Origin of the sequence: Burkholderia sp. ZZQ-2 (assembly GCF_050768715.1) — a bacterium.
Classification (GTDB): Bacteria; Pseudomonadota; Gammaproteobacteria; order Burkholderiales; family Burkholderiaceae; genus Burkholderia; species Burkholderia cepacia.
The window spans coordinates 1-24,200 of the sequence record NZ_LDVA01000260.1; the positions used below are offsets into that span (position 1 = coordinate 1).

The 24,200-nt window shown below is 66.9% G+C and carries 21 protein-coding genes; 13 read left to right on the forward strand and 8 right to left on the reverse strand.

Annotation, left to right across the window (positions count from 1 at the left end):
* Positions 1–8 precede the first annotated feature (8 nt).
* Positions 9–914: a choline sulfate utilization transcriptional regulator gene (locus tag ABY44_RS18195; RefSeq protein WP_027789721.1), complete on the reverse strand. Its 906-nt coding sequence runs from the start codon at positions 912–914 to the stop codon at positions 9–11.
* A gap of 263 nt (positions 915–1,177) precedes the next feature.
* Between ABY44_RS18195 and betC the strand changes: the two genes are divergently transcribed.
* The 5 genes from betC to ABY44_RS18220 all read left to right on the forward strand — a co-directional run bounded on the left by betC (position 1,178) and on the right by ABY44_RS18220 (position 8,399).
* Positions 1,178–2,713, forward strand: a complete 1,536-nt coding sequence (gene betC, locus ABY44_RS18200; protein ID WP_027789720.1) for a choline-sulfatase — start codon at positions 1,178–1,180, stop codon at positions 2,711–2,713.
* Positions 2,714–2,758: 45 nt separating this feature from the next.
* Positions 2,759–3,724: a choline ABC transporter substrate-binding protein gene (gene choX / locus ABY44_RS18205; protein ID WP_060173693.1), complete on the forward strand. Its 966-nt coding sequence runs from the start codon at positions 2,759–2,761 to the stop codon at positions 3,722–3,724.
* A gap of 260 nt (positions 3,725–3,984) precedes the next feature.
* Positions 3,985–5,124: a porin gene (locus ABY44_RS18210; protein WP_027789718.1), complete on the forward strand. Its 1,140-nt coding sequence runs from the start codon at positions 3,985–3,987 to the stop codon at positions 5,122–5,124.
* Between the two features lie 361 nt (positions 5,125–5,485).
* Complete coding sequence (gene cysS / locus ABY44_RS18215; protein WP_060173692.1) at positions 5,486–6,898, forward strand: cysteine--tRNA ligase; 1,413 nt, start codon at positions 5,486–5,488, stop codon at positions 6,896–6,898.
* Positions 6,899–7,148: 250 nt separating this feature from the next.
* A complete protein-coding gene (locus ABY44_RS18220; protein WP_060173731.1) occupies positions 7,149–8,399 on the forward strand; it encodes an MFS transporter in 1,251 nt (416 codons plus the stop codon).
* Between the two features lie 6 nt (positions 8,400–8,405).
* Here ABY44_RS18220 and ABY44_RS18225 read toward each other — a convergent pair whose 3' ends face one another.
* The 5 genes from ABY44_RS18225 to ABY44_RS18245 form a co-directional block, all read right to left on the reverse strand.
* Positions 8,406–8,768 (reverse strand): YbjQ family protein, encoded by a 363-nt coding sequence (locus ABY44_RS18225; RefSeq protein WP_027789715.1) that lies wholly within the window; start codon positions 8,766–8,768, stop codon positions 8,406–8,408.
* Between the two features lie 175 nt (positions 8,769–8,943).
* On the reverse strand, positions 8,944–10,197 hold the full coding sequence (locus tag ABY44_RS18230) for a M20/M25/M40 family metallo-hydrolase (RefSeq protein ID WP_060173691.1): 1,254 nt from the start codon (positions 10,195–10,197) through the stop codon (positions 8,944–8,946).
* Between the two features lie 79 nt (positions 10,198–10,276).
* Complete coding sequence (locus ABY44_RS18235) at positions 10,277–11,989, reverse strand: M36 family metallopeptidase (RefSeq protein ID WP_060173690.1); 1,713 nt, start codon at positions 11,987–11,989, stop codon at positions 10,277–10,279.
* A gap of 497 nt (positions 11,990–12,486) precedes the next feature.
* Positions 12,487–13,431: a GlxA family transcriptional regulator gene (locus tag ABY44_RS18240; protein WP_021161470.1), complete on the reverse strand. Its 945-nt coding sequence runs from the start codon at positions 13,429–13,431 to the stop codon at positions 12,487–12,489.
* Positions 13,432–13,519: 88 nt separating this feature from the next.
* Positions 13,520–14,482, reverse strand: coding sequence for a helix-turn-helix domain-containing protein (locus ABY44_RS18245; RefSeq protein ID WP_060173689.1), 963 nt, complete (start codon positions 14,480–14,482; stop codon positions 13,520–13,522).
* Positions 14,483–14,726: 244 nt separating this feature from the next.
* Here ABY44_RS18245 and ABY44_RS18250 point away from each other — a divergent pair, with 244 nt between their 5' ends.
* The 7 genes from ABY44_RS18250 (at position 14,727) to ABY44_RS18280 (ending at position 20,223) form a co-directional block, all read left to right on the forward strand.
* Complete coding sequence (locus ABY44_RS18250) at positions 14,727–15,884, forward strand: amine dehydrogenase large subunit (protein WP_060173688.1); 1,158 nt, start codon at positions 14,727–14,729, stop codon at positions 15,882–15,884.
* A 7-nt stretch (positions 15,885–15,891) separates the two neighbouring features.
* Positions 15,892–16,446, forward strand: coding sequence for a MauE/DoxX family redox-associated membrane protein (locus tag ABY44_RS18255; protein ID WP_060173687.1), 555 nt, complete (start codon positions 15,892–15,894; stop codon positions 16,444–16,446).
* Entirely contained in the window at positions 16,443–17,069 is a 627-nt protein-coding gene (mauD, locus tag ABY44_RS18260) for a methylamine dehydrogenase accessory protein MauD (RefSeq protein WP_021161465.1), read from the forward strand. Before ABY44_RS18255 ends, mauD begins: the two co-directional genes overlap by 4 nt.
* A 39-nt stretch (positions 17,070–17,108) precedes the next feature.
* On the forward strand, positions 17,109–17,645 hold the full coding sequence (locus ABY44_RS18265; RefSeq protein ID WP_027789707.1) for a methylamine dehydrogenase light chain: 537 nt from the start codon (positions 17,109–17,111) through the stop codon (positions 17,643–17,645).
* Positions 17,642–18,142, forward strand: coding sequence for a c-type cytochrome (locus tag ABY44_RS18270; RefSeq protein WP_060173686.1), 501 nt, complete (start codon positions 17,642–17,644; stop codon positions 18,140–18,142). The genes ABY44_RS18265 and ABY44_RS18270 overlap by 4 nt, the downstream gene beginning before the upstream one ends.
* A gap of 101 nt (positions 18,143–18,243) precedes the next feature.
* Positions 18,244–18,684: a c-type cytochrome gene (locus ABY44_RS18275; protein ID WP_226160763.1), complete on the forward strand. Its 441-nt coding sequence runs from the start codon at positions 18,244–18,246 to the stop codon at positions 18,682–18,684.
* A gap of 33 nt (positions 18,685–18,717) precedes the next feature.
* Positions 18,718–20,223 carry an aldehyde dehydrogenase family protein gene (locus ABY44_RS18280; RefSeq protein WP_060173685.1) on the forward strand — a complete coding sequence of 502 codons (1,506 nt, stop codon included), beginning with the start codon at positions 18,718–18,720 and terminating at the stop codon, positions 20,221–20,223.
* Positions 20,224–20,475: 252 nt separating this feature from the next.
* Here ABY44_RS18280 and ABY44_RS18285 read toward each other — a convergent pair whose 3' ends face one another.
* On the reverse strand, positions 20,476–20,919 hold the full coding sequence (locus ABY44_RS18285) for a DMT family transporter (RefSeq protein WP_060173730.1): 444 nt from the start codon (positions 20,917–20,919) through the stop codon (positions 20,476–20,478).
* 122 nt (positions 20,920–21,041) lie between these two features.
* Between ABY44_RS18285 and ABY44_RS18290 the strand changes: the two genes are divergently transcribed.
* Positions 21,042–21,941 carry a LysR family transcriptional regulator gene (locus tag ABY44_RS18290; protein WP_060173684.1) on the forward strand — a complete coding sequence of 300 codons (900 nt, stop codon included), beginning with the start codon at positions 21,042–21,044 and terminating at the stop codon, positions 21,939–21,941.
* 87 nt (positions 21,942–22,028) lie between these two features.
* Here the strand turns inward: ABY44_RS18290 and ABY44_RS18295 are convergent, their stop codons facing one another.
* Entirely contained in the window at positions 22,029–23,612 is a 1,584-nt protein-coding gene (locus ABY44_RS18295) for an isocitrate lyase (protein ID WP_021161457.1), read from the reverse strand.
* Between the last annotated feature and the right edge of the window lie 588 nt (positions 23,613–24,200).

The following is a 24,200-nucleotide window of genomic DNA, read 5'->3' on the forward strand; positions in this document are numbered from 1 at the left end:
AAGGCCGTTCAGGCCGGCGCGCACGCGTCGAGCAGCCAGCGCCGGAACACGTGGGTCGCGTCCGGTTCGGGCCGCTGCGGCGGCCGTACGAGGAAGTAGCCGCGCGACGTGACGACCGGCGCGTCGAGGAGCTTCACGAGCTGCCCGGACGCGACGAGTTCGTCGACGAGCGGCGCCCAGCCGAGCGCAACGCCTTCGCCGAGCAGCGCCGCATGGATCACGAGCGCATAGCTGTTGAAAGTCACGCCGCGCGCGGCGGCTGCCGTGTCGAGGCCGTGCGCGTCGAACCAGCCGGACCACGACAGCCAGCGCTCGGGGCGCGTCGGCTGCACGTGCAGCAGCGGCAACGCGAGCAGGTGATCGGCCCGGGCGACGTGCGGGTGCGCGTCGCGGAACGCGGGCGAGCACACGGGCGTGACCGATTCCGGAAAGAGCCGCGCGGCCGTGCACGACGGCCAGTGGCCGTCGCCGAACAGGATCGCGATGTCGCCGTGGTCGCGCTGCGCGTCGTAATCCTGCGACGTGACGACCCGCACGTCGACATCCGGCATCACGCGCTTCAGCCCGGCCAGGCGCGGCATCAACCAGTAGGTGGCGAAGCCGAAGTCGGTGACGATCGTGAGTGCGCCGTGCTCGCGGCGCGCCCGCAGTGTCGCGGTGGCGCCGCGCAGCGTGTCGAGGCTCAGCCGCACTGCTTCGTACAGGCACTCGCCGTCGGCCGTCAGCGTGACGCCGCGCGGGCTGCGCTCGAACAGCGGCACGCCCAGTTCGGCCTCGAGCTGGAACACCTGCTGGCTCACGGCCGGCTGGGTGGAGCCGAGCTCGCGCGCGGCGGCCGTGAAGCTCGCGAGCCGGGCAGCCGATTCGAACGCGCGCAGCGCCTGCATCGACGGTAACGGTTCGGATTTCGACATAAGTCCCTCTAATGGCCCCATAAGGGCCGGACGCCTTCCCGCGCGAATTCGGGCGGGCGATAGTGCATCGGACGGTGCGGCACACGTGCTTCACGGGCTGCTTCACATTCCGCTCCACGGGTGGCACGTAACACATTCCGCGATTCTAGCCAGCGCGGCGTGCCCGCGCGGCACTTTCGTCGGGCCGCTTCCGTCATGCCGGACGTCTCGCTGCGCGAGCGGCGCGCCGTTCCATTCGAACACCGTTTTCCCCACGACTGCCGATGACGAATCCGACACCCAACATCCTGATCCTGATGGCCGACCAGCTTACGCCGTTCGCGCTGCCGGCCTACGGCAATCGCGTCGCGCGCACGCCGACGCTGGACCGTCTCGCCGCGCAAGGCGTGGTGTTCGACGCCGCCTACTGCGCGAGCCCGCTGTGCGCGCCGTCGCGCTTTTCGCTGCTGACCGGCAAGCTGCCGTCGGGGATCGGCGCCTACGATAACGCCGCCGAATTGCCGGCGCAAACGCTGACGTTCGCGCACTATCTGCGCGCAGGCGGCTACCGGACGATGCTGTCCGGCAAGATGCACTTCTGCGGGCCCGACCAGTTGCACGGCTTCGAGGAGCGGCTCACGACCGACATCTATCCGGCCGATTTCGGCTGGGTGCCCGACTGGGACAGCCCGGCGGAGCGGCCGAGTTGGTATCACAACATGAGTTCGGTACTCGACGCGGGCCCGTGCGTGCGCACCAACCAGCTCGATTTCGACGACGAGGTCACGTTCGCCGCGAAGCAGAAGCTGTACGACGTCGCGCGCGAGCGGGCGGCCGGGCACGATGCGCGGCCGTTCTGCATGGTCGTGTCGCTGACCCATCCGCACGACCCGTATGCGATCACGCGCGAATACTGGGATCTCTATCGCGACGACGAGATCGACCTGCCGGCCGTGCGCCTCGACGCGGCGGAAAGCGACCCGCATTCGCAGCGGCTGCGCTTCGTCTGCGAGAACGACCGCACGCCGCCCACCGACGAGCAGATCCGCGCCGCACGTCGCGCGTACTACGGCGCAACCTCGTACGTCGACACGCAGTTCGGCAGCGTGCTGGCCGCGCTCGAACAGTGCGGATTCGCCGACGACACGATCGTGATCGTCACGTCCGACCACGGCGACATGCTCGGCGAACGCGGGCTCTGGTACAAGATGACGTTCTTCGAGGGCGGTTGCCGCGTGCCGCTGATCGTGCATGCGCCGGGCCGCTTCGGCGCCGCGCGCGTGCGCGGGCCGGTGTCGCACGTCGACCTGCTGCCGACGCTCGTCGACCTGGCCGGCGCCGCCCCCGCCGGCGGCTGGCCGGACCCCGTCGACGGTGCAAGCCTCGTGCCGCACCTGAACGGCACGCCGGCGCACGAAGTTGCGCTCGGCGAATACCTCGCGGAAGGTGCGGTCGCGCCGGTCGTGATGATCCGCAGCGGCGACTGGAAGTACGTGCATTGCCCGGCCGATCCCGACCAGCTCTATCACCTTGGCGACGACCCGCGCGAGCTGACGAACCTCGCCGGCACGCCGGAAGCCGCGGACGTGCTGGCCGCGTTCCGTGCGCAAGCCGCGCAGCGCTGGAACCTGCCCGAACTGGACCGGCAGGTGCGCGCGAGCCAGCGGCGCCGGCGCTTCCATTACGCGGCGACGACGCAGGGCCGCATCCACGCGTGGGACTGGCAGCCGTTCACCGACGCGAGCCAGCGCTACATGCGCAATCACATCGAACTCGACACGCTCGAGGCGATGGCGCGCTTTCCGCGCATCGGGCGCTGAGCGCCCCGCATCGCGATCACTGACGAACGACGGAGGAAGCGGACGATGGAACGGCAATGCAATGCAGCAATCCGGATCGGCGCGGCGCTGGCCGCGGCCGCCTGCGTGATGACGACGCAGGCCGCGCACGCGGCCGACCCGCAGACGTGCGGCGACGTGAAGATGGCCGCGCCCGGCTGGACCGACATCGATGCGACGAACGCGATGGCGGGCGTCGTGCTGAAGGCGCTCGGCTATCGGCAGGACGTGGCGAACCTGTCGGTGCCGATCACGTACCAGGGGCTCAAGAAAGGGCAGGTCGACGTGTTCCTCGGCAACTGGATGCCCGCGCAGGCGCCGCTCGTGAAGCCGTTCGTCGACGAGAAGTCGATCGACGTGCTGCACGCGAACCTGAGCGGCGCGAAGTTCACGCTCGCGGTGCCCGACTACGTGGCCGCCGCCGGCGTGCATACATTCGCCGATCTCGCGCGCCATGTGGACCGCTTCGGCGGCAAGATCTACGGGATCGAGCCCGGCGCGCCCGCGAACCAGAACATCAAGCGGCTGCTGTCCGACCATGCGCTCGGGGCCGCGAACTGGTCGCTCGTCGAATCGAGCGAGACGGGCATGCTCACGCAGGTCGAGCGCGCGGTGCGCGACAAGCGGTGGATCGTGTTCCTGGCCTGGGAGCCGCATCTGATGAACACGAAGTTCCACCTGACCTACCTGTCGGGCGGCGATGCGTATTTCGGCCCGAACTACGGCGGCGCGACGGTCAATACGGTCACGCGCGCCGGGTTCGCCGGCCAGTGCGCGAACCTCGCGCGGCTGTTCCGGCAGATGACGTTCTCCGTCGACGTCGAGAACCGGATGATCGCCGACATGCTCGACCACAAGACGTCGCCCGCGCTCGCGGCGCAGCGTGCGCTGAAATCCGACCCGGCGCTGGTTGCCGGCTGGCTGGACGGCGTGACGACGGCGGCCGGCGCTCCGGGCCTGCCGGCGGTGCGCGCGGCCCTCGACGGGCACTGATTCCCTCCTTCCGGGCGGCCGGTTTCGACCGCGCCGCCCGTCTACGTGTTTTCCCGAGCGGGTCGCATCGTGACCATTTGGTGTCGCCTTCAGACGGGTGACGCGAAATATGGGTTTGTATTTTTCGCCAATGGCTGCGTTATTGCGGAAAACGAAATGCCGAAGCCAGCGGGCGTACCGAATTCGAATCCACCGGCGCATCGCAGCACGCGCCGGGACGAGATTCTTTCCATCGAACGGTTCAGGGAGGGTGGTCGACAATGAAGCACACCAAAGTTGCCGTAGCCGCCGCGCTTGCATGCGCGGCCTGCGTGCCTGCCATCGGGCATGCGCAGAGCAGTGTGACGCTGTACGGGATTCTCGACGCGGGCATCACGTACGTGAACAACACGGGCGGCTCGCACGTGGTCAAGTTCGACGACGGCGTCGCGTACGGAAACCGTTTCGGCCTGAAGGGCACGGAAGACCTCGGCGGCGGCCTGAAGGCCGTGTTCACCCTCGAGAGCGGCTTCCGCCTCGGCACCGGGCAGCTCGGCTTCGGCGGCGCCGAATTCGGCCGGCAGGCGTATGTCGGCCTGCAGAACGACTGGGGCACGCTGTCGTTCGGCAACCAGCTCGACATCACGAACGAACTCGTGTCGATCTACAACATCTCCGCGTGGGGCAGCGGTTATGCGATCCACCAGGGCGACTTCGACCGCTTCAACGGCGACCGCCTGCCGAATTCGGTGAAGTTCCTGTCGAACGACCTCAGCGGCTTCAAGTTCGGCGCGATGTACTCGTTCGGCAACGTCGCCGGCAACTTCCACCGCAACAGCGCATGGAGCGCGGGCGCGAGCTTCACGAAGGGCGACTTCTCGATCGGCGCCGCGTACACGCGCCTGAACAACCCGAACGGCATCTATGCGTTCGACCCGTACGCGATGATCGGCACGCACACGTTCCTCGGCCAGCAGACCGTCACCGTCGATCCGGCGACCGGCGCACGCACCGACCTGTTCGCGAACACGCCGATGAACGTCGACAGCCAGGGCACGTTCGGCATCGGCTCGAGCTACACGATCGGAAAGCTGACGCTCGACGCCAACTTCTCGTACACGACGATCAAGGGTTTCGGCCAGTCGTCGCACATGCAAGTGTATGAAGGCGGCGGCCTGTACCAGTTCACGCCGGCGCTGAGCCTGATCGCGGGCTATCAGCACACGCGCTTCGAAGGCCATCACTGGAACCAGGGCACGGCGGGCCTGCATTACCTGCTGTCGAAGCGTACCGACGTGTATATCTCCGGCGATTACCTGCGTGCGTCGCAAGGCGTCGATGCGGTGGTCGGCTACAGCTTCACGCCGTCGACGACGCAGACGCAGGCCGACGTGCGGATCGGGATGCGCCATTCGTTCTGAGCGGGGTGGTGTGAGGTTGTGACGTCTTCAGCGAGGTCTCTCTTTGGCGCGAACCGAGGTTCGCGCTTTTTTTTGCCCGACTGAGGTGAGCGGGCACGAGAGCCGTCCGGTCAAGGCCCGCTGCCGGGCGACTGCCCGACGGTATTGACCGGTGCCGTCTATAGACGCTAGCATCGTCCCCATGCTTGATCGCGCCCGTTTCCTCTCTTCGCTGCTCCGCGCATGTTGTCAGAACGTGCCAGGGGGAAGTTGCGTCCAGCGAACTCGCTGAACATTCAAGCAATCGCCTTCCGGCCGCCTGTGATGCAAGACAGGCGGCCTTTTTGTTTTTTGGGCCGACACCTTCGGACGGAGAAACTCGATGCCGCTTGCGCTGTATGACACCTGGTCGCGTACCGTACGCCCGTTCACGCCAATCCGGGCCGGGCAGGTCGGCATGTACTGCTGCGGCCCCACGGTCTACGACGACGCCCACATCGGCAACCTGAGAACCTACGTGTTCGAGGATCTCCTGCGCCGCGTACTGGTGCGCAACGGATACGAGGTGCGGCACGTCGTCAACATCACCGACGTCGGCCACCTGACTTCGGATGCGGACGAAGGCGAAGACAAGATGGAAAAGGGCAGCCGCCGGACCGGCGAATCGGCGTGGGCCATCGCTCGGCGCTACACCGACGCTTTCGTGCGGGACTGGCGCGCGCTCCACCTGCTCGAGCCGACGGTCTGGTGCCGCGCCACGGATCACATCGCCGAACAGATCGCGTTCATCGATACGCTCGACCGGGGCGGCTACGTCTATCGCACGGACGACGGCCTCTACTTCGACACCAGTCGGCAGGACGACTACGGTTATCTCGCGCGGCTAGACCGCGCGGGGTTGCAGGCGGGCAAGCGGGTCGCGCTGGGCGACAAGCGGAGCATCACGGATTTTGCGTTGTGGAAGTTCAGCCCGGCCGGCGTCAAGCGGCAGATGGAATGGGACAGCCCGTGGGGGCGCGGCTTTCCGGGCTGGCATATCGAATGCTCGGCGATGTCGGCGAAGTATCTCGGGACGTTGTTCGATATCCATTGCGGCGGCGAGGATCACATCGCCGTGCATCACAGCAACGAGATCGCGCAGACACGGGCGGCCCACGGCACGAACCTCGCGAATTACTGGATGCACGGGCACTTCCTGACGCTCGACGCCGATACGAAGATGTCGAAGTCGAGCGGCGATTTCGTTCGTCTGCAGACCTTGCAGAGCCGGAATATCGACCCGCTCGCGTACCGTTACCTGTGCCTGACGGCCCATTACCGGAGCAAGCTGCATTTCACGTGGGCGTCGCTCGATGCCGCTCACACCGCGCTGAACCGGCTTCGGCACCTGTATGCCGGATGGCCGGATGGAGGGCACGTCGATGCGGATTTCGCCGCGCGATTCGACGCCGAAGTGAACGAGGACCTGAATCTGCCCAGGGCGCTCGCGGTGCTCTGGGATCTGGTCAGGAGCAACCTGCCACCCGCGACGCTGAAAGCGACCGTGGACAGCTTCGACGCCGTGCTGGGCCTCGGTCTGCGCGCATGGAGGCCGGTTGCGCCCGACATTCCGGAACACGTTCGCGGGTTGCTTGCGGAACGCGAGCGCGCGAGAGCGGACAAGGACTGGGTGCAGGCTGACCGGATACGGGAAGCGTTGAGCCAGCAGGGTTGGCGAGTCGAGGACACCCCGGAAGGTCAACGCCTGTTCGGCATCGCCGGCGGCGCGACCGATGAGGGCGTTCCGCCCCGCTGAAGCCCGCGGCCGCCTGCATCGGAAGATCCCGTGCCCGAGCCGCCATCCGGCGGCCGCGATGGACGCGGCCGCCGGATGCGTCGCTCCCCGAGTCCGCACGATGTTGCCGGCCACGTCCCCGGCCCGTTTTGCGCGCTTGGCATATCATCGCGATTTCGCCGCGTCCGTACCGTTGTCGCGCGCATGCATCGGCGTGCGCAGTCGCTTTCCCGAACGGTGCCGGCGTGCCGCGCCGACCGCCGAGACCTCGATGACCGACTCCGTGCCCGATCCCAGTCCTTTATCCCCGTTGCCCGCCAACCTGTTCCGTCACGCACCGTTCCAGCGCTTCTGGGGCACGCGCGTGATGTCTTCCCTGGCTTTCCAGATCCTGTCGGTTGCAATCGGGTGGTACGTCTACGCGCTCACGCACAGCGCGTTCGCACTCGGTCTCGTCGGCCTCGCGCAGTTCGTGCCGATGTTCGCGCTGACGCTCGTCGTCGGGCAGGTGGCCGACCGTTACGACCGCCGGCGCATCGCGACGATCTGCCAGGCCGTCGAGGCGCTGGCCGCCGGCGTGTTCCTGCTCGGTGCCGCGCAAGGATGGCTGGCCGCGCCGGCCGTGTATGCGCTCGCGGCGATCGTCGGCACGGCCCGCGCGTTCGAGTCGCCGTCGGTGTCGTCGCTGCTGCCGGCCGTCGTGCCGCGCAGCGACCTGCCGCGCGCGACCGCGTTGTCGACCTCGGCGAACCAGGCCGCGCAGATTCTCGGGCCCGCGTTCGGCGGGCTGCTGTATGGCATCGGCGCGCCCGTCGCGTTCGGCACGAGTGTCGTCGCGTTCGCGGTCGCGGCGGTGTTGAGCGGTACGATTCCGCTGCGCGGCGCGCCGCCCGCGCGCGAACCGGTGACGCTCCGTTCGGTGTTTTCAGGCATCGCATTCATCCGGCGCGAACCGGCGATCCTCGGCGCGCTGTCGCTCGACCTGTTCGCGGTGCTGTTCGGCGGCGCGACCGCGCTGTTGCCGATCTACGCGCGCGACATCCTGCAGGTCGGGCCATGGGGGCTCGGCGCGTTGCGCGCGGCGCCGGCGGTCGGCGCGCTCGCGGGCACGCTGTGGCTCACGCGCTTTCCGCTCAGGGGCCGGCCCGGCCGCGCGATGTTCGGCGGCGTGATCGCATTCGGCATCGCGACGATCGTGTTCGGGCTGTCGAGGAATTTCGTGTTGTCGCTCGTCGCGCTGGCGGCGCTCGGCGCATCGGACGTGGTGAGCGTCGTCGTGCGCCTGTCGCTCGTGCAGCTGCGCACGCCCGACGACATGCTCGGCCGTGTGAGTGCCGTCAACTCGCTGTTCATCGGCACGTCGAATCAACTCGGCGAATTCGAATCGGGCGTGACGGCTGCATGGTGGGGCGCGCCGGCCGCGATCGTCGTCGGCGGCGCGGCGACGATCGCCGTTGCACTCACGTGGATGCGGCTGTTCCCGCAGCTCACGACCATGAAGTCGCTCGAGCGCGACGCGTGACGGACGTCACGCGTCCTGCGTCACGCGCACGGCCGTGCCGTAGCAGAGGACTTCCGTGACACCCGAGCCGATCTCGGTCGAGTCGTAACGCATCGCGACAATTGCGTTCGCGCCGAGCTTGCGTGCGTCGGCGAGCATCTTGTCGAAGGCCTGCTGGCGGGCTTTTTCGCACAGCGACGTGTAGAGCGTGATGTTGCCGCCGAAGATCGTCTGCAGCGATGCGCCGAACGAACCGACGATCGAGCGCGAGCGCACGACGATGCCCTGTGCGACGCCGAGCGAGCGAACGGTCGTGTGGCCGGGCAGGTCGAACGCGGTCGTGACACGGGCGGGCGACAGATCGTCGATGGAGCGGGAGAAATCGGTCATGGCGGGAAGCGTGTAGCGAAGTGGTCGAACGGGGATTCTATCCGGACGAAGCGGCGTACCCGGCTCGACGACGGGTCAACGCCGCGACCGCGGAGAACGCTTCGCGACGGAAGCGTATGCAAACCGCGAGCACACACTTCCGTCATTTCCGGACGAACAGCCCGGCCGCACGCCGTCAGGGCGTCACGGTCGCACTGCCGTTGCCGCCGAGATCGACCGCGTAGGCCAGCGCCAGCTTGCCGAACTTCAATGCGTGGTTCGCCTGCCGATCCGAATTCTCCAGCGTGTCGTTCACGGTATGGATATACGGACTATCGTTCTGATCGGCCTCGAACGGGAACGACGCCGGATACCCTTGCGCATTCCACGACGCATGATCCGAGCACGCATACCCGCACTGCGACGTGCCGATCGCGAGTTCCGGCAGGTAGGTCTTCGCCAGATTCGTCAGGTAGGTGTTCTGCGACGCGTTCGTGTAGTCGGTGATCAGGTAGATGTCCTTCGGGTCGCCCTTGTAGTTCGTCATGTCGAGCTGCAGCACGCCGACCACGTTCGCGTTTTGCGCACGAAACTGCTTCGCGATCGCCTTCGAGCCGAGCAGGCCGGCTTCCTCGGCCGCGTACCCGACGAACTTGATCGTCCGCTTCGGCCGGTAGTTGTTCGCCAGCAGCACGCGCAGCGCTTCGGTGAGGCTGGCGATGCCCGACGCATCGTCGTCCGCGCCGGGCGAGCGCGTGTTTTCCGTCGTGCGCCCGACCGTCGAATCGAGGTGGCCGCCCAGCACGACGGTGCCCGCGGCCGGATCGCTGCCGCGGATCGTCAGGATCACGGATTTCTGCGGAAAGCCCGTGTGCGCGAACTGCTCGACGGTGATGTCGGCGCGCGAACCGGCCAGCTGCTTCCACTGCAGCGCGAGCCAGTCCGACGCGGCGACGCCGTGCGACGTCGTGTAGTAGCGGTTCGTGAAGCCGGACAGCGACGTGATCGTGCCGACGATGTTGCTGGCCTGCAGCTGCTGGATCCACGTGTCGATCTGCGGCGCGTTCGAAACCTTGTACGTGGAAGCCGCGGCCTGCTTCGCGAGCGGCGTCGGCAACGGCTGAAGTGCCTGGCGCGCGTCGTCGAACGAGTCGTGCACGACATAGCCGGGCCCGTGGCCGCGCGTATGGTGGACGGCGTGGGCCAGTTCGCCGAGCCGCGAATCGTCGATTTCGACGACGTGCACGGTCTCGCGGCGCGACGCGCCGTCGGCCGCCTTGCCGGCGTCGAGGGTCGTGCTGTATTGCGCGGTGGCGCTTGCGTCGATGCGTTGCAACTGGCGGAACGCCGCGTCGCCGAGCGTGATCCATACCGGCGTCGCGTGCGCGGCGGCGGTCAGCAGCATGGCGCCCAGCGCGGCGCTCAGGCGGGTGAGTTTCAGAGTAGGCATGTTCGATCTCGTGAGGATGGCGATGTCGATGAAGGGAGCGCGTCACAGGTCGTGCGATGCGCCCCCGCCTGCTGCGGAATTACGACTTCTTCGGTACGGTCACGCCGTACGTGCAACTCTGGTTGTACGCGTTGCCGATCGCGGTGAGCTGCGCGCTGCTGTAGCCGAGCGCGGACGCGGCCGTCAGCACCGCCTGCGCGGCGGCCTTCTGGTTGGTCGAGCCGTTGGTCATCGACAGCCCCTTCAGGAACGCCTTGTCCATCGCCTGCGCACCGATCGCGTCGCGCGCGACGAGGTTGCACGAGGCCCAGTACTGGCCGGCCGTATGGATCTCCGCGCCGCGTGCCTGCGCATAGGTGCGCCCGACGTTCCAGTTGGTCACGCGGCCGCCCCAGAACTCGTTGTGGCCGTCCCAGTTGTAGACCCAGTGGTACTGCGCATCCGACGGGCTCCACTGGTTGAAGTCGCGGCTGTACGCGGCGGCGAGATAGTCGCCGGTGCCTTCCGACAGCCCTTCCTGCTGCGACAGGCCGCCGTTCGTCACCCAGTCGTGGATGCCGTGGCCGAGTTCGTGGATCACGACGTCCGCATCCTCCGCGTCGTCGACGCCGCCTTGCCCGAAGGTCAGCCGGCCGCTGCTCGACGAATACGACGAGTTGTCGTCGCCCGATTCGCCGTGCGGGTCGTACTGCACGCCGCCCGTGTACTGGTACGGCAGCGCCTTGATGCCGAGCGTCTGGTTCACGTAACGCAGGAACGTGTCGATGTGGTAGTACACGTTCACCGCCTCGAAATACAGGTTGCCGCGCGTGAATTCGAATGCGGGGGTCGACTGCACGGGGCACGCGTTGTCGCGCGGCGCGTCGAAATCGACGCATGCCGCATACGGGCCCGACAATGAATAACGCGCACCCGACTGCGCGAGATCCTTCAGCGTCACGCGCACGCGCGCGGCGGTGAGTTGCGACGAATCGACGTCGTTGCTGTCCTTGTAGCCCGTGCTGCCGTAGCTGCTTTTGGTCGGCGACAGCGGGTCGGGCCGGAACACGAAGCCCGTGCCGTCGGTCGCGTAGAACGCCTTGTCCTCGGCGCGCAGCACTTCGCCGCTGGCCGAGTCGATCAGCAGTTCCCAGTCGCCTTTCGGGCCGTCGTTCGGGCGACCGCGCACTTTCCACGCGGTATGCGTGCCGGCCTTGTCGACGAAGGCGACGAGCTGCGCATCCTGGTTCGTGAAGCCGCTCACGCCGAGATACGCGCGTGCGCGGTCGAGCGCCTGCTGCTGGTCGACGGCCTGCGCCTTGCCCGACTTCGCGACCACGCCGTTGATCGTGTTGCTCGCGACGTACAGGATGCGGCCGTCCTTCGCGACCGTCACCGCGATTTCGCTGCCGTACACGGGCAATCCGGCTGCCTGCTGCTGCAGGCGCACGACGGTGAACTCGGCGTCGCTGCGCTCCGACGTGACGACGAGGCTCGCGAGCGCGGTCGCGTCGAGCCCGAGTTGCGCGGCCTGCGACGCGACGAAGTCGCGGGCGGTGGCGGCGGGCGTCGCGGCGGCCTTCTTCGCGCGATAGGCGGGGTTGTACAGCGTGACGGCGACGCCGTCCGCGCGGAACTGCCCGGCGGCCGTATCCGACCTGGCGGCCGGTGGCGCGACGCCGCGTGTCAGGCTTTCGCGCAGGCTCGTTGCCTGCGGATTCGAGACTTTCGTATCGGCCGCGGTGCCGCCGACGATGCCGAAACCGAGCACGAGACCCAGGGCGAGCGGCAGTGCTTTGCGTGATGTCTGCATACGTGATCCTCATCTCAACGGTTGGACACGCCCGCGCGTTCGTGGCGCGCAGGCACGACACGGCCCGCGCGCCGGCTCGATGGAGCCGGTGCGGCGAAGCGGTGTTGGGAGCGTCGACTGACTAAGGAAACCTAAATGTCAGGTCGAAAAGAAACCGGCGGGAGTAGCGGGTGAAACGCGGGAGGAGGCGCGCGCGAAGCGGCGAGCGAAGAATCGAACGGCAGGCAGGTGCGGCGACGGCGAATCGAGCATCGTCATGTCATACCCCTCGGATCGAATCGATATCGGTGGTAGCCTGCCGAGATGCGGCATGCATGTCGTTAGGCTGCCTATCTAACTTTTTTTGGTATGTTACAGAATATTTTCAACGACATTCCAGTTTATTTTCGATGACCTCTTCAGTCCGTCGATCAATCGCCGGCATTGTTCAGCGAGCGGCGGGAAACGTTGCCGAAACGCGCAATTCCGTGCTGGATTGTGCTTGAAACCTGTGACGATCAGCGCGTCGCGCGGCGGTCGCTGCGCGGGCTCAGGCCGAATCGCGCGCGATACGTGCGCGAGAAATGCGACGGCGATTCGAACCCGCACGCGACGCACACCGACGTGATGCTCATGTCGGTCTGCTGCAGCAGTTCACGCGCGCGGTCGAGCCGCAGGTTCAGGTAGAAATGCGTCGGCGTGTCGTTCAGCGTCGCGCTGAACAGCCGTTCGAGCTGGCGCCGCGTGATCGACACCTCCTGCGCGAGCGCATCGGAGCCGAGCGGGTTTTCCATGTGCCGCTGCATCGTGCCGATCACCTGGATCAGCTTGCGGTTGTGCACGCCGTAGCGCGCGGCGATCTCGAGCCGCTGGCTGTCCGAGCGCTGCCGGATCCGGCTGACCACGAACTGCTCGGAGATCGCCGCCGCGAGATCGGCACCGTGCCGCCGCCCGATCAGGTCGAGCATCATGTCGATCGACGCGGTGCCGCCCGCGCACGTGATGCGCCGGTCGTCGATCTCGAACAGCTCTTGCGTCGCGTTCAGGCCGGGGTAGCGTTCCCGGAACGCGGCCAGTGCTTCCCAGTGCAGCGTGAGCGGCTGCGACGCGTCGAACAGCCCGGCTTCCGCGAGCACGAAGCTGCCCGTGTCGATGCCGCCGAGCGTTGCACCATGACGGTGCTGGCGGCGCAGCCAGTCGCCGATCGCGCGCGTGTAGCACACGAGCGGATCGAAGCCGGCGACGACGAACACCGTATCGACCGTTTCGACCTCCGCGCACGCGGCTTCGGCGGCGACCGGAATGCCGTTGCTCGCGGCGACGGGCGCGCCGTCGGCGCTGATCACGTGCCAGCGATAGAGCTCCGTGCGAAAGCGGTTCGCGACGCGCAGCGGTTCGACCGCGGACATGAAGCCGAGCGCGGAAAAGCCGGGCAGCAGCAGGAAGTGAAAATCCTCGGGCATCGGGGCAGGCAATGGAATCCGGTGGTCGTCGCGTGTCGCGCGGGGCGGGGAACGGTCAGCCGGAGATTATCGCGGGTTTTGCGCGGCCTCAGCGCGTTTTTGCGCCGCGCGCGGAACGGCGCGCGGTGGTCGACGGCAACTCGCCGAACTGCGCCTTGTAGGCGTTCGCGAAATGCCCGAGGTGGATGAAGCCCCAGCGTGCGGCCGCGTCGCTGATCGGCAGGTCGGCCTGCCGCGTGTCGAGCAGCATCCGCCGTACTTGCGACAGGCGCAGCGATCGCACGTAATGCAACGGGCTGGTCTGCACGACCGACTGGAAACTGTTCTGCATCGTGCGCCGGCTCACGCGCAATTGGGTGCACAGGCTCAGCACGTCGACCGGTGCTTCGGGATGGTCGATCACGTAGTCGTGCACGCGGCGCACGATGTCGGCGCGGCATGCATGCGTGAGACGGTTCGACGGCTCGGGAATCCGGTACGTGAGGAGATCGACGAGTACGTTGCCGATAGCGCCGCGCAGTTCGCGCTGCGCGCGTGCGTCGCGGAAGGTATCGGGTGCCGACAATACACGCTCGAGGTGCGTCGCGATCTGCACGCTCGCGCGCATCAGCACCGCGGTGGGCATGTCGACGACGCCGCGCCGCAACGTGGCTTCGTCGAGGCGGACGTCGGCCGCATCCTCGATCTGCTGCATCAGTTCGCCGTTGGCGACGACACCGATCAGCGACATGTCGTCGGGCGAGTGCAGCTCGAACGGGGTGCCGCCGCGCGCCAGCACCATCGTGCCGCGTTCGATGCGCGTCCCGCCGAATGCGAACGCACCCGAGCCGGTGAGCGGCATGCCGAACACCGTCTGGTCGTGCGGCAATCTTCCGCGCTGGATGATGCGAACGTTGGCGGCTTCCTGGAACAGCTGCACGCTGTCCAGCACCGCATGCTTGACCGCGCTGCGATACGCGCCGGAGCCGATCTGGTCGTAGCGCTGGTTCCAGCCGCGCAGCGCCTCGGCATGCCGGTCCGCGTTGTCGAACCTCTCGTGAAACACGAACACAGCGCCTCCGGGTGCGTCGATCAGGACCGCGCAAGATTAAACCGGCCGCGCGGTCGGCGCAATAAGGAGCAGCGCTATTCCGGGCGTATCTGCCAGAGGGTCGGAAGCCTTCGGCCGGCGTGCCTTTCAGGCGGTTTTCCAATATCCCGAATCGGCACGCACGCGGTGCCGGTCCGGGTGCTGACCGGATTTATTGTCGAACTACAGTCGCCCCACGTTACGTGATTCCCCAACTGGAGGCGACATGAGGACAAGGCGACGAACCGCGGTGCTCGCGGCGACGCTGGCGTTCGCGGCGGCATGGGCCGGCGGCGCGAATGCGACGGAAAAGCCGGAAGAACTGGTCGTGCAGAAGATGCCGCCCTGGCATCCGCACGAGGTCTATATCGTCGACATCTCGATGCCGTCGATGACCGACGGACGCATCTACGTGTACGACGCCGATGCGAAGAAGCTGCTCGGGCAGATCGACGGCGGCTTCGGCCCGGGCCTCGCGATCTCGCCGGACCGCAAGACGAGCTTCGTCGCGACGACGTACTTCTCGCGCGGCTCGCACGGCACGCGCACCGACGTCGTCGAGATCACCGACAACACGACGCTCGATCATGCGGGCGAGATCGTGATTCCGGCGAAGCATGCGCAGCACGTGCCGTCGCCGTACAATACCGCGTTCAGCGCGGACGGCAAGCGGCTGTACGTCGCGAACATCACGCCGGCCGCATCGGTGACGGTGATCGACGCGGTCTCGAAGAAGGTGCTGTCGGAGATCGACACGGCGGCCTGCGTGCTCGCGTATCCGTCGGGCAACGACCGTTTCACGGCGCTGTGTGAAAGCGGCAAGGCGCTGACCGTCGCGCTCGACGCGAACGGCAAGGAAACGAAGCGCACGATGTCGGATGCGTTCATCGACGTCGACAAGGATCCGGCGTTCGTGAACGCGTCGCGCTACAAGGGCGACTATCTGTTTACGACCTACGGCGGCAACGTGCGCAGCGCGGATTTCAGCGGCGACAAGCCCGTGTTCGGCAAGCCGTGGCCGCTGCTGACGGACGCCGAGCGCGCCGAAGGCTGGCGCCCGGGCGGCATGCAGCAGACGGCCGTGCAGGCGAAGCAGAACCGCTACTACGTGCTGATGCACAAGGGCGGCGACGGCTCGCACAAGGACCCCGGCACGCAGGTGTGGGTGGTCGACCTGAAGTCGAAGCAGCGTGTCGCGCGCTGGGATCTCGCGCAGCAGAAGATCGATCCTCTCGTGTCGATCCAGGTCAGCGAGGACGACAAGCCGCTGTTCTACGGGCTGACGGCGACCTCCGACCTCGTCGTGATGGATGCGCGCACGGGCAAGCTGCAGCACGTCGAGAAGCAGATCGGCAATACGTCGTCGCTGCTCGTCAACCCGTGAGGCCGCGATGACGCTCGATCCCGTACTTGCCACCAGCGCGCAGGCCGGCGCTGCCGTCGTCGTGCTGCTCGGCGCCTTCGCGAAGATGCGCCGGCCCGCCGCGTTTAGCCACGCACTCGCCGGCTACCGGCTGCTGCCCGACGCGCTGACCGCGCCCGTCGCGTTCGCGATTCCGCTCGCGGAAGCCGTCGGCGCGGCGGCACTGCTGTTTCCCGATACGCGCACGGCCGGCGCGATCGGCCTGATCGCGCTGCTCGTCGCCTTCGCGGCGGCAATCGCGATCAATCTCCTGCGCGGCCACACTGACATCGACTGCGGCTGTTCCGGCTTCGCGGCCGCGCGAGCAGATGCGCCGCGCGGCATCGGCTGGCTGCACGTCGGTCGCGCGTTGCTGCTCGCCGCGCTGGCCGCGACCGCGCTCGTCGAGCCGGGCGCGCGCGCGGTCGTGTGGTTCGACTACCTGACGCTGTTCTTCTCCGTGCTGCTGATCGTCTGCGCGCTGCTCACCGTCGACGTGCTGCTCGCCAACGTACCGCGCCTTTCCCACCTGAGGAATTCATGATGCAAACCGCTCTCACCGTTTCCACCGCCCTGCTGTGGGTGGCCGTCCTCGCGCTCGGCGCGATCTGTCTCGCGCTCGTGCGCCAGATCGGCATCCTGTACGAACGCATCATGCCGGCCGGCGCATTGATGATCGACAAGGGGCCGGCGGTCGGTGCGATCGCGCCGGCGTTCGAACTGACCGACATTCGCGGCTCGCAGGTGAAGGTCGGCGGCATCGATGCGTCGGGCAAGGCGACACTGCTGTTCTTCCTGTCGCCGACGTGCCCCGTCTGCAAGAAGCTGCTGCCGCTGCTGCCGTCGCTGCAGGCGAGCGAATCGACGCCGGTGAACATCGTGCTCGCGAGCGACGGCGATATCGACGAACACACGCGCTTCGCGCGCAAGCACGACCTCGGGCGCTTCCCGTACGTGCTGTCGCAGGAGCTCGGCCTCGCGTACCAGATCGGCAAGCTGCCGTATGCGGTGTTGCTCGACGAAACCGGCACGGTGCGTGCGAAGGGCCTCGTCAATACGCGCGAGCATCTCGAGAGCCTGTTCGAAGCGAAGGAGCGCGGCGTCGCATCGCTGCAGCAGTTCGTGCACGGCGATCACAGCCACGACGCGCACGCGCAGCACGCATGACCGGCCGACCCTCTTTCAACGTCAAGGGAGAACAACGACATGGGCCTGTTTGATTCATGGTTCGAGCGGTCGGCGCGCGGCGTCGCGCAGCACAGTTCGCGGCGCAGCGCGATGGCGAAGCTCGGCAAGGTGCTGGTGGGATCGGCGATGCTGCCGCTGCTGCCCGTCGATCGCACCGCGTATGCGGCCGAGGCGGCGTCGGGCGCATCCGGTGCCGCCGCCTCGGGGGCGAGCGACGACCCGATGAGCTGCGACTACTGGAAATACTGCGCGATCGACGGCTGGCTGTGCAGTTGTTGCGGCGGCACGTCGAGCAGTTGCCCGCCGGGCACGACGCCTTCGCCGATCACGTGGATCGGCACCTGCCGCAATCCGCACGACGGTTCGGACTACATCGTGTCGTACAACGATTGCTGCGGCAAGACGTCGTGCGGCAAGTGCTTCTGCAACCGCAACGAGCGCGAGAAGCCGCTGTACAAGCTGTCGTTGAACAACGACATCAACTGGTGCATGGCGAACGGCAATTCGAATTACCACTGTTCGGTTTCGGTTCTGTTGGGGGCGGCGAAGCAATGAAAGTGAAGCAAGCAGGAAAGATCGCAGTCGCGTGCATGACGGCCGTGGCGGCCTTCGCGTTGCCAGGCGCCGCCGGTGCGCAGGAAGCCGTGCATTACCCGGCCGGCAAGAGCCTGTTCGACGCGCAATGCGCGGTGTGCCATCAGGCGGGCGGGAAAGGGCAGGACGGCCTCGCGCCGCCGCTGACCGAGTATCCGGGCAAGTATGCGACGGCCGAGGCGGGGCGTTCGCAGCTGGTCGCGACACTGCTGCACGGGATGTTCGGCGAGATCAAGGTGCACGACAAGCGTTACAACTTCAAGATGCCGTCGTTTGCGAGCGCCAGCGACGACGACATCGCGCACGTGCTCAACTACGTCGTGTTCGATCTCAACGCGCAGCACGGCGACGCGAAGCCGTTCACGGCGGCCGACATCCGCGCGGCGCGCGCGAAGGCGATGGACGGCACGGCCGTTCATGCGCAACGCGAAGTCGTCATCAAGGGGCTCGGCCTGTGAAGGTTGCCCGTGCATCCCGTGTTTGCGACGTCGCGCCGCGCGCGCGGCGCGCGGCGGCATCGTGGTTCGGCAACCTGTCGCGCCACCTGTCGTCGCTGCTGATGCTTGCCGGGGCGGTCGTCGGCCTGATCGCGGCACCTGCGCATGCGGAAGGCACGGCCGACGCGGCGCTCGCGCGGCAGCACTGGGTGCTCAACTGCATGGGCTGCCACACGGCCACGGGCGGCGGTATCGCCGGCAAGGTGCCGCCGCTCGCGAACTCGCTCGGCTATTTCACGCATCTGCCGGCCGGGCGCGAGTACGTGATGCGCGTGCCCGGCGCATCGAACTCGGCACTGTCGGACCAGGACCTGGCCGACGTGCTCAACTGGGTACTCACGACCATGAACCGCGACGCGCTGCCGCGCGACTTCAAGCCCTATACGGCCGCCGAAGTCGCCGCGCACCGCCGTCCTGCCTATTCCGACGTCGCGACCGTGCGCGCCGGCCTCGTTCGCGCGTTGCAGGCACGCGGGGTCGACGGCGTCGTGGATCGCTACTGACCGACCGATTCAAGAAATCGAGGAAGAACGAAGATGGAGACAAACCAGAACTTTCCGCTGCTCGACGCCACGCGCGCGTTTCTCGCGAAGCCGAAGAAGATGCTGATCGGCGCCGAGTGGAGCGACGCTGCGTCGGGCCGCCGGCTCGACGTCGTGAATCCGGCCGACGGCTCCGTGCTCGCGCGTGTGCCCGAAGCGGACGAGCACGACGTGCAACAGGCCGTCGCGGCCGCGCGGCGCGCATTCGATGCGGGGCCGTGGCGTACCGCGAAGACCACCGACCGCGAGCGTCTGCTGCTGACGCTCGCCGACCTGATCGAAGCGAATGCGCGCGAGCTGGCCGAGATCGAGTCGCTCGACAACGGCAAGCCCGTGATGGTGGCGCAAGGGCTCGACGTCGCGATGGCCGCGCAGTGCTTCCGCTACATGGCCGGCTGGGCGACGAAGATCGAAGGCAGCGTGATCGACGCGGGCATGCCGTACATGCCGGACAGCGAGATCTTCACCTACACGCGCAAGGAGCCGGTCGGTGTGGTCGGCGCGATCATTCCGTGGAATTTCCCGCTGCTGATGGCAGCGTGGAAGCTCGCGCCCGCGCTGGCCACAGGCTGCACCGTGGTGTTGAAACCCGCGGAAGATACGCCGCTGAGTGCGTTGCGCCTGGGCGAGCTGATCCAGGCGGCCGGTTTCCCGGACGGCGTCGTCAATATCGTCACCGGCTACGGTCATACGGCCGGCGCCGCGCTGTCGCGCGATCCGCGCATCGACAAGATTGCGTTCACGGGCTCGACGCAGACAGGCAGGACGATCGGCCACGCGGCGCTCGACAACATGACGCGGATGTCGCTGGAACTCGGCGGCAAGTCGCCGGTGATCGTGCTGCCCGACGTCGATCCGGACAAGGCCGCACTGGGTGTGGCGAATGCGATCTTCTTCAACCAGGGGCAGGTGTGCACGGCCGGGTCGCGCGCGTACATCCACGCGAAGGTGTTCGACGACGTGATCGGGCGCGTCGCGAAGATCGCCGCGAGCCTGAAGATCGGCCCGGGGATGGATCCGTCGACGCAGATCGGCCCGCTCGTCTCGGCGAAGCAGCGCGAGCGCGTGTGCGGCTATATCGATTCGGGATTCGGCGAGGGCGCGCGCGCCGCGGCGGGCGGCCGCGCGATCGAGGGCCCGGGCTTCTTCGTCGAGCCGACCGTGCTGGTCGATACGACGCAGGCGATGCGCGTCGTGCGCGAGGAGATCTTCGGGCCGGTGCTCGTCGCGATGCCGTTCGACGACGTCGACACGGCCGCGCAGCTCGCCAACGACACGCCGTACGGCCTCGGCGCGAGCATCTGGTCGAACGACCTTTCCGCGATTCACAAGCTGATCCCGCGCATCGCCGCGGGCACGGTGTGGGTCAACTGCCACTCGCTGCTCGACAACGCGATGCCGTTCGGCGGGATGAAGCAGTCGGGTTTCGGCCGCGAACTCGGTCGCGCGGTGATCGACCAGTACACGGAAAGCAAGTCGGTGATGATGAACTACGCATGAGCGTAGCGGCGGGTGCGTGCGTTGCCGCCACGTCGGCCGCGCGCGCATGCCGCAGGCGGGCCCATCCGGATCGCGGCATCGCGGCCGGGCGCCGGCGGCGGGCTGAAGCCACGCGCTGATCCCGTTCGGCGCAGGCGCGCTCGACCTGAGGCATCCGCTCGATGCGGCACCGGGCGGTGCGCAAGGCCAGCCGGCCGGGTCGAAGCACGACATCCAAGCGCACGCGCGAATGCCACGAATACCACGAACGCGTCACGCACGAACCAGCACCACGCCGAGAATGAGGCACGCCGCACCGGCCAGGCGGATCGGGCTGGCCGAATGCTGCTGGATGCCGAGCACACCGAAATGGTCGAACACGAGCGCGCCGGTCATCTGCCCGACGACGATCAGCGCGAGCGTCGTCGCGGCGCCCAGTCGCGGCACCATCAGGATCGCGATGCCGACGAACACCGCGCCGAAGAATCCGCCGGTCCAGCTGAACCACGACCCCGCATCGGCGACGGTGCCGCTCAGGCGAGGATGCGGGGACAGGAGTGCGACGGCGAGCATCGCGGCCAGGCCGACGAGGTAGCTGACCGACCCGGCCCACCATGGCGAGCCGAGCTGCGCGCGGAGGTTGGCGTTGAGCACCTGTTGCAACGCCACGCTGATGCCGGCGGCGACGACCAGCAGATACGACAGGAGAGTAGTCACGAAGAGGGCAGCTCCGGCGATGTGGCCCGTGACGGCGGTTCCGGCACGGCAGGCTTCCATTCTGGGAAGCGCGACGGTATAACGCAAATATCAAATCGGGCGCTTATCCATCTCGTTTCGGCATGCCATCCCTGAGGCAAATTCAGTACTTCCTGACCGTGGCCGATCTCGGCGGCTTCACGCCGGCCGCGAGCGCGCTCCATGTCGCGCAGTCGGCGCTGAGCCGGCAGATCGGTCAACTGGAAGACGAACTGGGGTTCTCGCTGTTCGACCGGGAGCCGAGGGGCGTGCGGCTCACGGCGGCCGGCGCGATCTATCGCGATCGCGTCGCGTCGATTCCGGCGACCCTGGCTGCCGCGGCCGAGGAGGGCGCACGGTTGTCGCGCGGTGAGGCGGGCGTATTGCGGCTCCTGCATTCGAGCACCGTTCCCGTCGGCAGCCTGATGCCGGTGCTCGAGCGTTTCATGGGCGCGTGCCCGGGTGCGCGGATCGATCTCGACCGCGCGTCGTCCGAGGACCAGGTGCTGGAGATCGCGAACGGCAACGCCGATATCGGGATCGTTCGTGTGCCGGTGCTGCGCCGCGATTCGCGCGTGCGTTTCGTCGAGCTCGCGGCCGAGCGCTTGTGCGTGGCGGTGCCGGCCGATCACCCGCTGGCGGGCCGCCGGCGCACGGCGATCTCGCGGCTGCGGCACGAGCCGTTCGTATCGGCCGTGCATCGGGAGCGGGGCGGGCTGGCGCGCGTCGTGATCGACCTTTGCCTGAAACGGGGATTCGTGCCCGCGACCGCCCGGATCGTGTCGCCGAAGACGTCGATGCTGAATCTCGTCGCGGCCGGGCAGGGCGTGGCGATCGTGCCGGAACGGATGGCGAGCCTCGGTATCGACGGGGTCGTCTTCGTGCCGATCTCGGATGACGACGCAAAATCGGCGTGCGCGCTGGTGCTGCCGGTCGAGCCGACGGCGCTGGCGGACGCGTTCGTGCGCGTGATCGCAGCGGGAAGCACACGGGACGATGCCTGAAGGGCACCCCGTGCGTTATCCCGCCGGATAAAAAAAAACGCCAACCCGTCGAAACGGGCTGGCGTCGTGCTTCCGGTATGGCGACGATCAGAACTGGTTCATCGTGTTGTCCTTGCCTGCCGCCTTCAGCGCTGCTTCGCCGCTGAAGTATTCCTTGTGGTCGTCGCCGATGTCCGAGCCGGACATGTTCTGGTGCTTCACGCAGGCGATGCCCTGACGGATTTCCTTGCGCTGCACGCCGGCCACGTAGCCCAGCATGCCCTGGTCGCCGAAGTATTCCTTGGCCAGGTTGTCGGTCGACAGCGCGGCGGTGTGGTACGTCGGCAGCGTGATCAGGTGGTGGAAGATACCTGCTTCGCGCGATGCGTCCGCCTGGAACGTGCGGATCTTCTCGTCGGCCAGCGTGGCCAGTTCCGTCTCGTCGTACTCCACGCTCATCAGCTGCGCACGGTCGTATGCCGACACGTCCTTGCCTGCCGCCTTCATCGCGTCGTACGCCTGCTGACGGAAGTTCAGCGTCCAGTTGAACGACGGGCTGTTGTTGTACACCAGCTTCGCGTTCGGGATGACCTTGCGGATCTCGCTGACCATGCCGCCGATCTGCGCGATATGCGGTTTTTCGGTTTCGATCCACAGCAGGTCGGCGCCGTTCTGCAGCGACGTGATGCAGTCGAGCACGCAGCGCGCTTCGCCCGTGCCGGCGCGGAACTGGAACAGGTTGCTCGGCAGGCGCTTCGGACGCAGCAGCTTGCCGTCGCGCTTGATGACCACGTCACCGTTGCCCAGCTGGTCGGCCGACAGTTCTTCGCAGTCGAGGAACGCGTTGTACTGGTCGCCCAGGTCGCCCGGCGTGTTGGTCACGGCGATCTGCTTGGTCAGGCCGGCGCCCAGCGAGTCGGTACGGGCCACGATGATGCCGTCGTCCACGCCCAGTTCCAGGAACGCGTAGCGGATCGCGCGGATCTTGGCCAGGAAGTCCTCGTGCGGCACGGTGACCTTGCCGTCCTGGTGGCCGCACTGCTTCTCGTCGGACACCTGGTTTTCGATCTGGATGCAGCATGCGCCCGCTTCGATGAACTGCTTGGCCAGCAGGTACGTGGCTTCCGCGTTGCCGAAACCGGCGTCGATGTCGGCGATGATCGGCACGACGTGCGTGACGTGGTTGTCGATCTTGTCCTGGATCGCGGCCTTAGCTGCAGCGTCCTTGGCGGCATCGAGTTCGCGGAACAGGCCGCCCAGTTCACGGGCGTCGGCCTGGCGCAGGAACGTGTAGAGCTCGCGAATCAGCGCGCTGACCGAGGTCTTTTCGTGCATCGACTGGTCCGGCAGCGGGCCGAACTCGGAGCGCAGCGCGGCGACCATCCAGCCGGACAGGTACAGGTAGCGGCGTTCGGTGCTGTTGAAGTGCTTCTTGATGGAGATCATCTTCTGCTGGCCGATGAAGCCGTGCCAGCAACCCAGCGACTGCGTGTACTTGGACGGGTCGGCGTCGTAGGCGGCCATGTCGGCACGCATGATCTTCGCGGTGTACTTGGCGATGTCCAGGCCCGTCTTGAACTTGTTCTGGGCACGCATGCGGGCGGCGTACTCGGGGCTGATCGCATTCCACGCGCTGCCGTGGTTTTCCTTCAAACCGGCAACTGCCTTGATGTCGTCTTGATACTGGGCCATGTCAATCTCCTGGGAGCAAAGCGCGTTTGAGTAACTGGTTGAGCGTGCCCGCTACGTCTGTCGCAGCGAACTGCATGGGATAAATAGTAACGCCGCTCGTTGAGCTTTTGGTGATGTCTTATATAAGACATAAGACATTATTTTTTGTTGTTTTTCAATGAGTTACGTTGATGTTTTTGCGATGCAAAACAAGTTTTCAAGCGGCGAAAACGAGGCGGCGCGGGAAATCGGCGTGGATTCCGCAATACGAAACGCGCTTTCGGCTGCTGGAGGCCGGGCCAGCTTCACATGCGTCCATGACACCCGTTCGTCGGTGCGGCGTGCGCGTGCCGCGCCAGAAGCCGCACCGGCGCTCCGTTTCGTTCTGGCGGAGCCCTGAGCGGCGCGCCGCACGTGGACAAGCTGAATTCCCCCGCAATACGCGCAAGAACCCCGTCCAACAAGCCTCCCAAGAAACCTAGTGGTTTCCACTCATAGTCGCAAACAGTCAAGAACAGGTCGCCGCAGGTCTTCTCGCGACCAATATGGCTCGTTACTTTTACTCCCACGATGCAGGTCGGCGCACACCCCGCGCACCGGCTGCCACGA

What these genes read in the sequence shown, in the direction of transcription:
- ABY44_RS18270 (WP_060173686.1), top strand. Translation starts at nt 17,642, where the DNA reads ATGAAAGTGAAGCAAGCAGGAAAGATCGCAGTCGCGTGCATGACGGCC.
- ABY44_RS18290 (WP_060173684.1), top strand. Translation starts at nt 21,042, where the DNA reads ATGCCATCCCTGAGGCAAATTCAGTACTTCCTGACCGTGGCCGATCTC.
- ABY44_RS18275 (WP_226160763.1), top strand. Translation starts at nt 18,244, where the DNA reads ATGCTTGCCGGGGCGGTCGTCGGCCTGATCGCGGCACCTGCGCATGCG.
- ABY44_RS18210 (WP_027789718.1), top strand. Translation starts at nt 3,985, where the DNA reads ATGAAGCACACCAAAGTTGCCGTAGCCGCCGCGCTTGCATGCGCGGCC.
- choX (WP_060173693.1), top strand. Translation starts at nt 2,759, where the DNA reads ATGGAACGGCAATGCAATGCAGCAATCCGGATCGGCGCGGCGCTGGCC.
- ABY44_RS18230 (WP_060173691.1), bottom strand. Translation starts at nt 10,197, where the DNA reads ATGCCTACTCTGAAACTCACCCGCCTGAGCGCCGCGCTGGGCGCCATG.
- ABY44_RS18240 (WP_021161470.1), bottom strand. Translation starts at nt 13,431, where the DNA reads ATGCCCGAGGATTTTCACTTCCTGCTGCTGCCCGGCTTTTCCGCGCTC.
- ABY44_RS18295 (WP_021161457.1), bottom strand. Translation starts at nt 23,612, where the DNA reads ATGGCCCAGTATCAAGACGACATCAAGGCAGTTGCCGGTTTGAAGGAA.
- ABY44_RS18280 (WP_060173685.1), top strand. Translation starts at nt 18,718, where the DNA reads ATGGAGACAAACCAGAACTTTCCGCTGCTCGACGCCACGCGCGCGTTT.
- ABY44_RS18250 (WP_060173688.1), top strand. Translation starts at nt 14,727, where the DNA reads ATGAGGACAAGGCGACGAACCGCGGTGCTCGCGGCGACGCTGGCGTTC.
- ABY44_RS18255 (WP_060173687.1), top strand. Translation starts at nt 15,892, where the DNA reads ATGACGCTCGATCCCGTACTTGCCACCAGCGCGCAGGCCGGCGCTGCC.
- ABY44_RS18220 (WP_060173731.1), top strand. Translation starts at nt 7,149, where the DNA reads ATGACCGACTCCGTGCCCGATCCCAGTCCTTTATCCCCGTTGCCCGCC.
- ABY44_RS18235 (WP_060173690.1), bottom strand. Translation starts at nt 11,989, where the DNA reads ATGCAGACATCACGCAAAGCACTGCCGCTCGCCCTGGGTCTCGTGCTC.
- cysS (WP_060173692.1), top strand. Translation starts at nt 5,486, where the DNA reads ATGCCGCTTGCGCTGTATGACACCTGGTCGCGTACCGTACGCCCGTTC.
- ABY44_RS18225 (WP_027789715.1), bottom strand. Translation starts at nt 8,768, where the DNA reads ATGACCGATTTCTCCCGCTCCATCGACGATCTGTCGCCCGCCCGTGTC.
- ABY44_RS18195 (WP_027789721.1), bottom strand. Translation starts at nt 914, where the DNA reads ATGTCGAAATCCGAACCGTTACCGTCGATGCAGGCGCTGCGCGCGTTC.
- mauD (WP_021161465.1), top strand. Translation starts at nt 16,443, where the DNA reads ATGATGCAAACCGCTCTCACCGTTTCCACCGCCCTGCTGTGGGTGGCC.
- betC (WP_027789720.1), top strand. Translation starts at nt 1,178, where the DNA reads ATGACGAATCCGACACCCAACATCCTGATCCTGATGGCCGACCAGCTT.
- ABY44_RS18265 (WP_027789707.1), top strand. Translation starts at nt 17,109, where the DNA reads ATGGGCCTGTTTGATTCATGGTTCGAGCGGTCGGCGCGCGGCGTCGCG.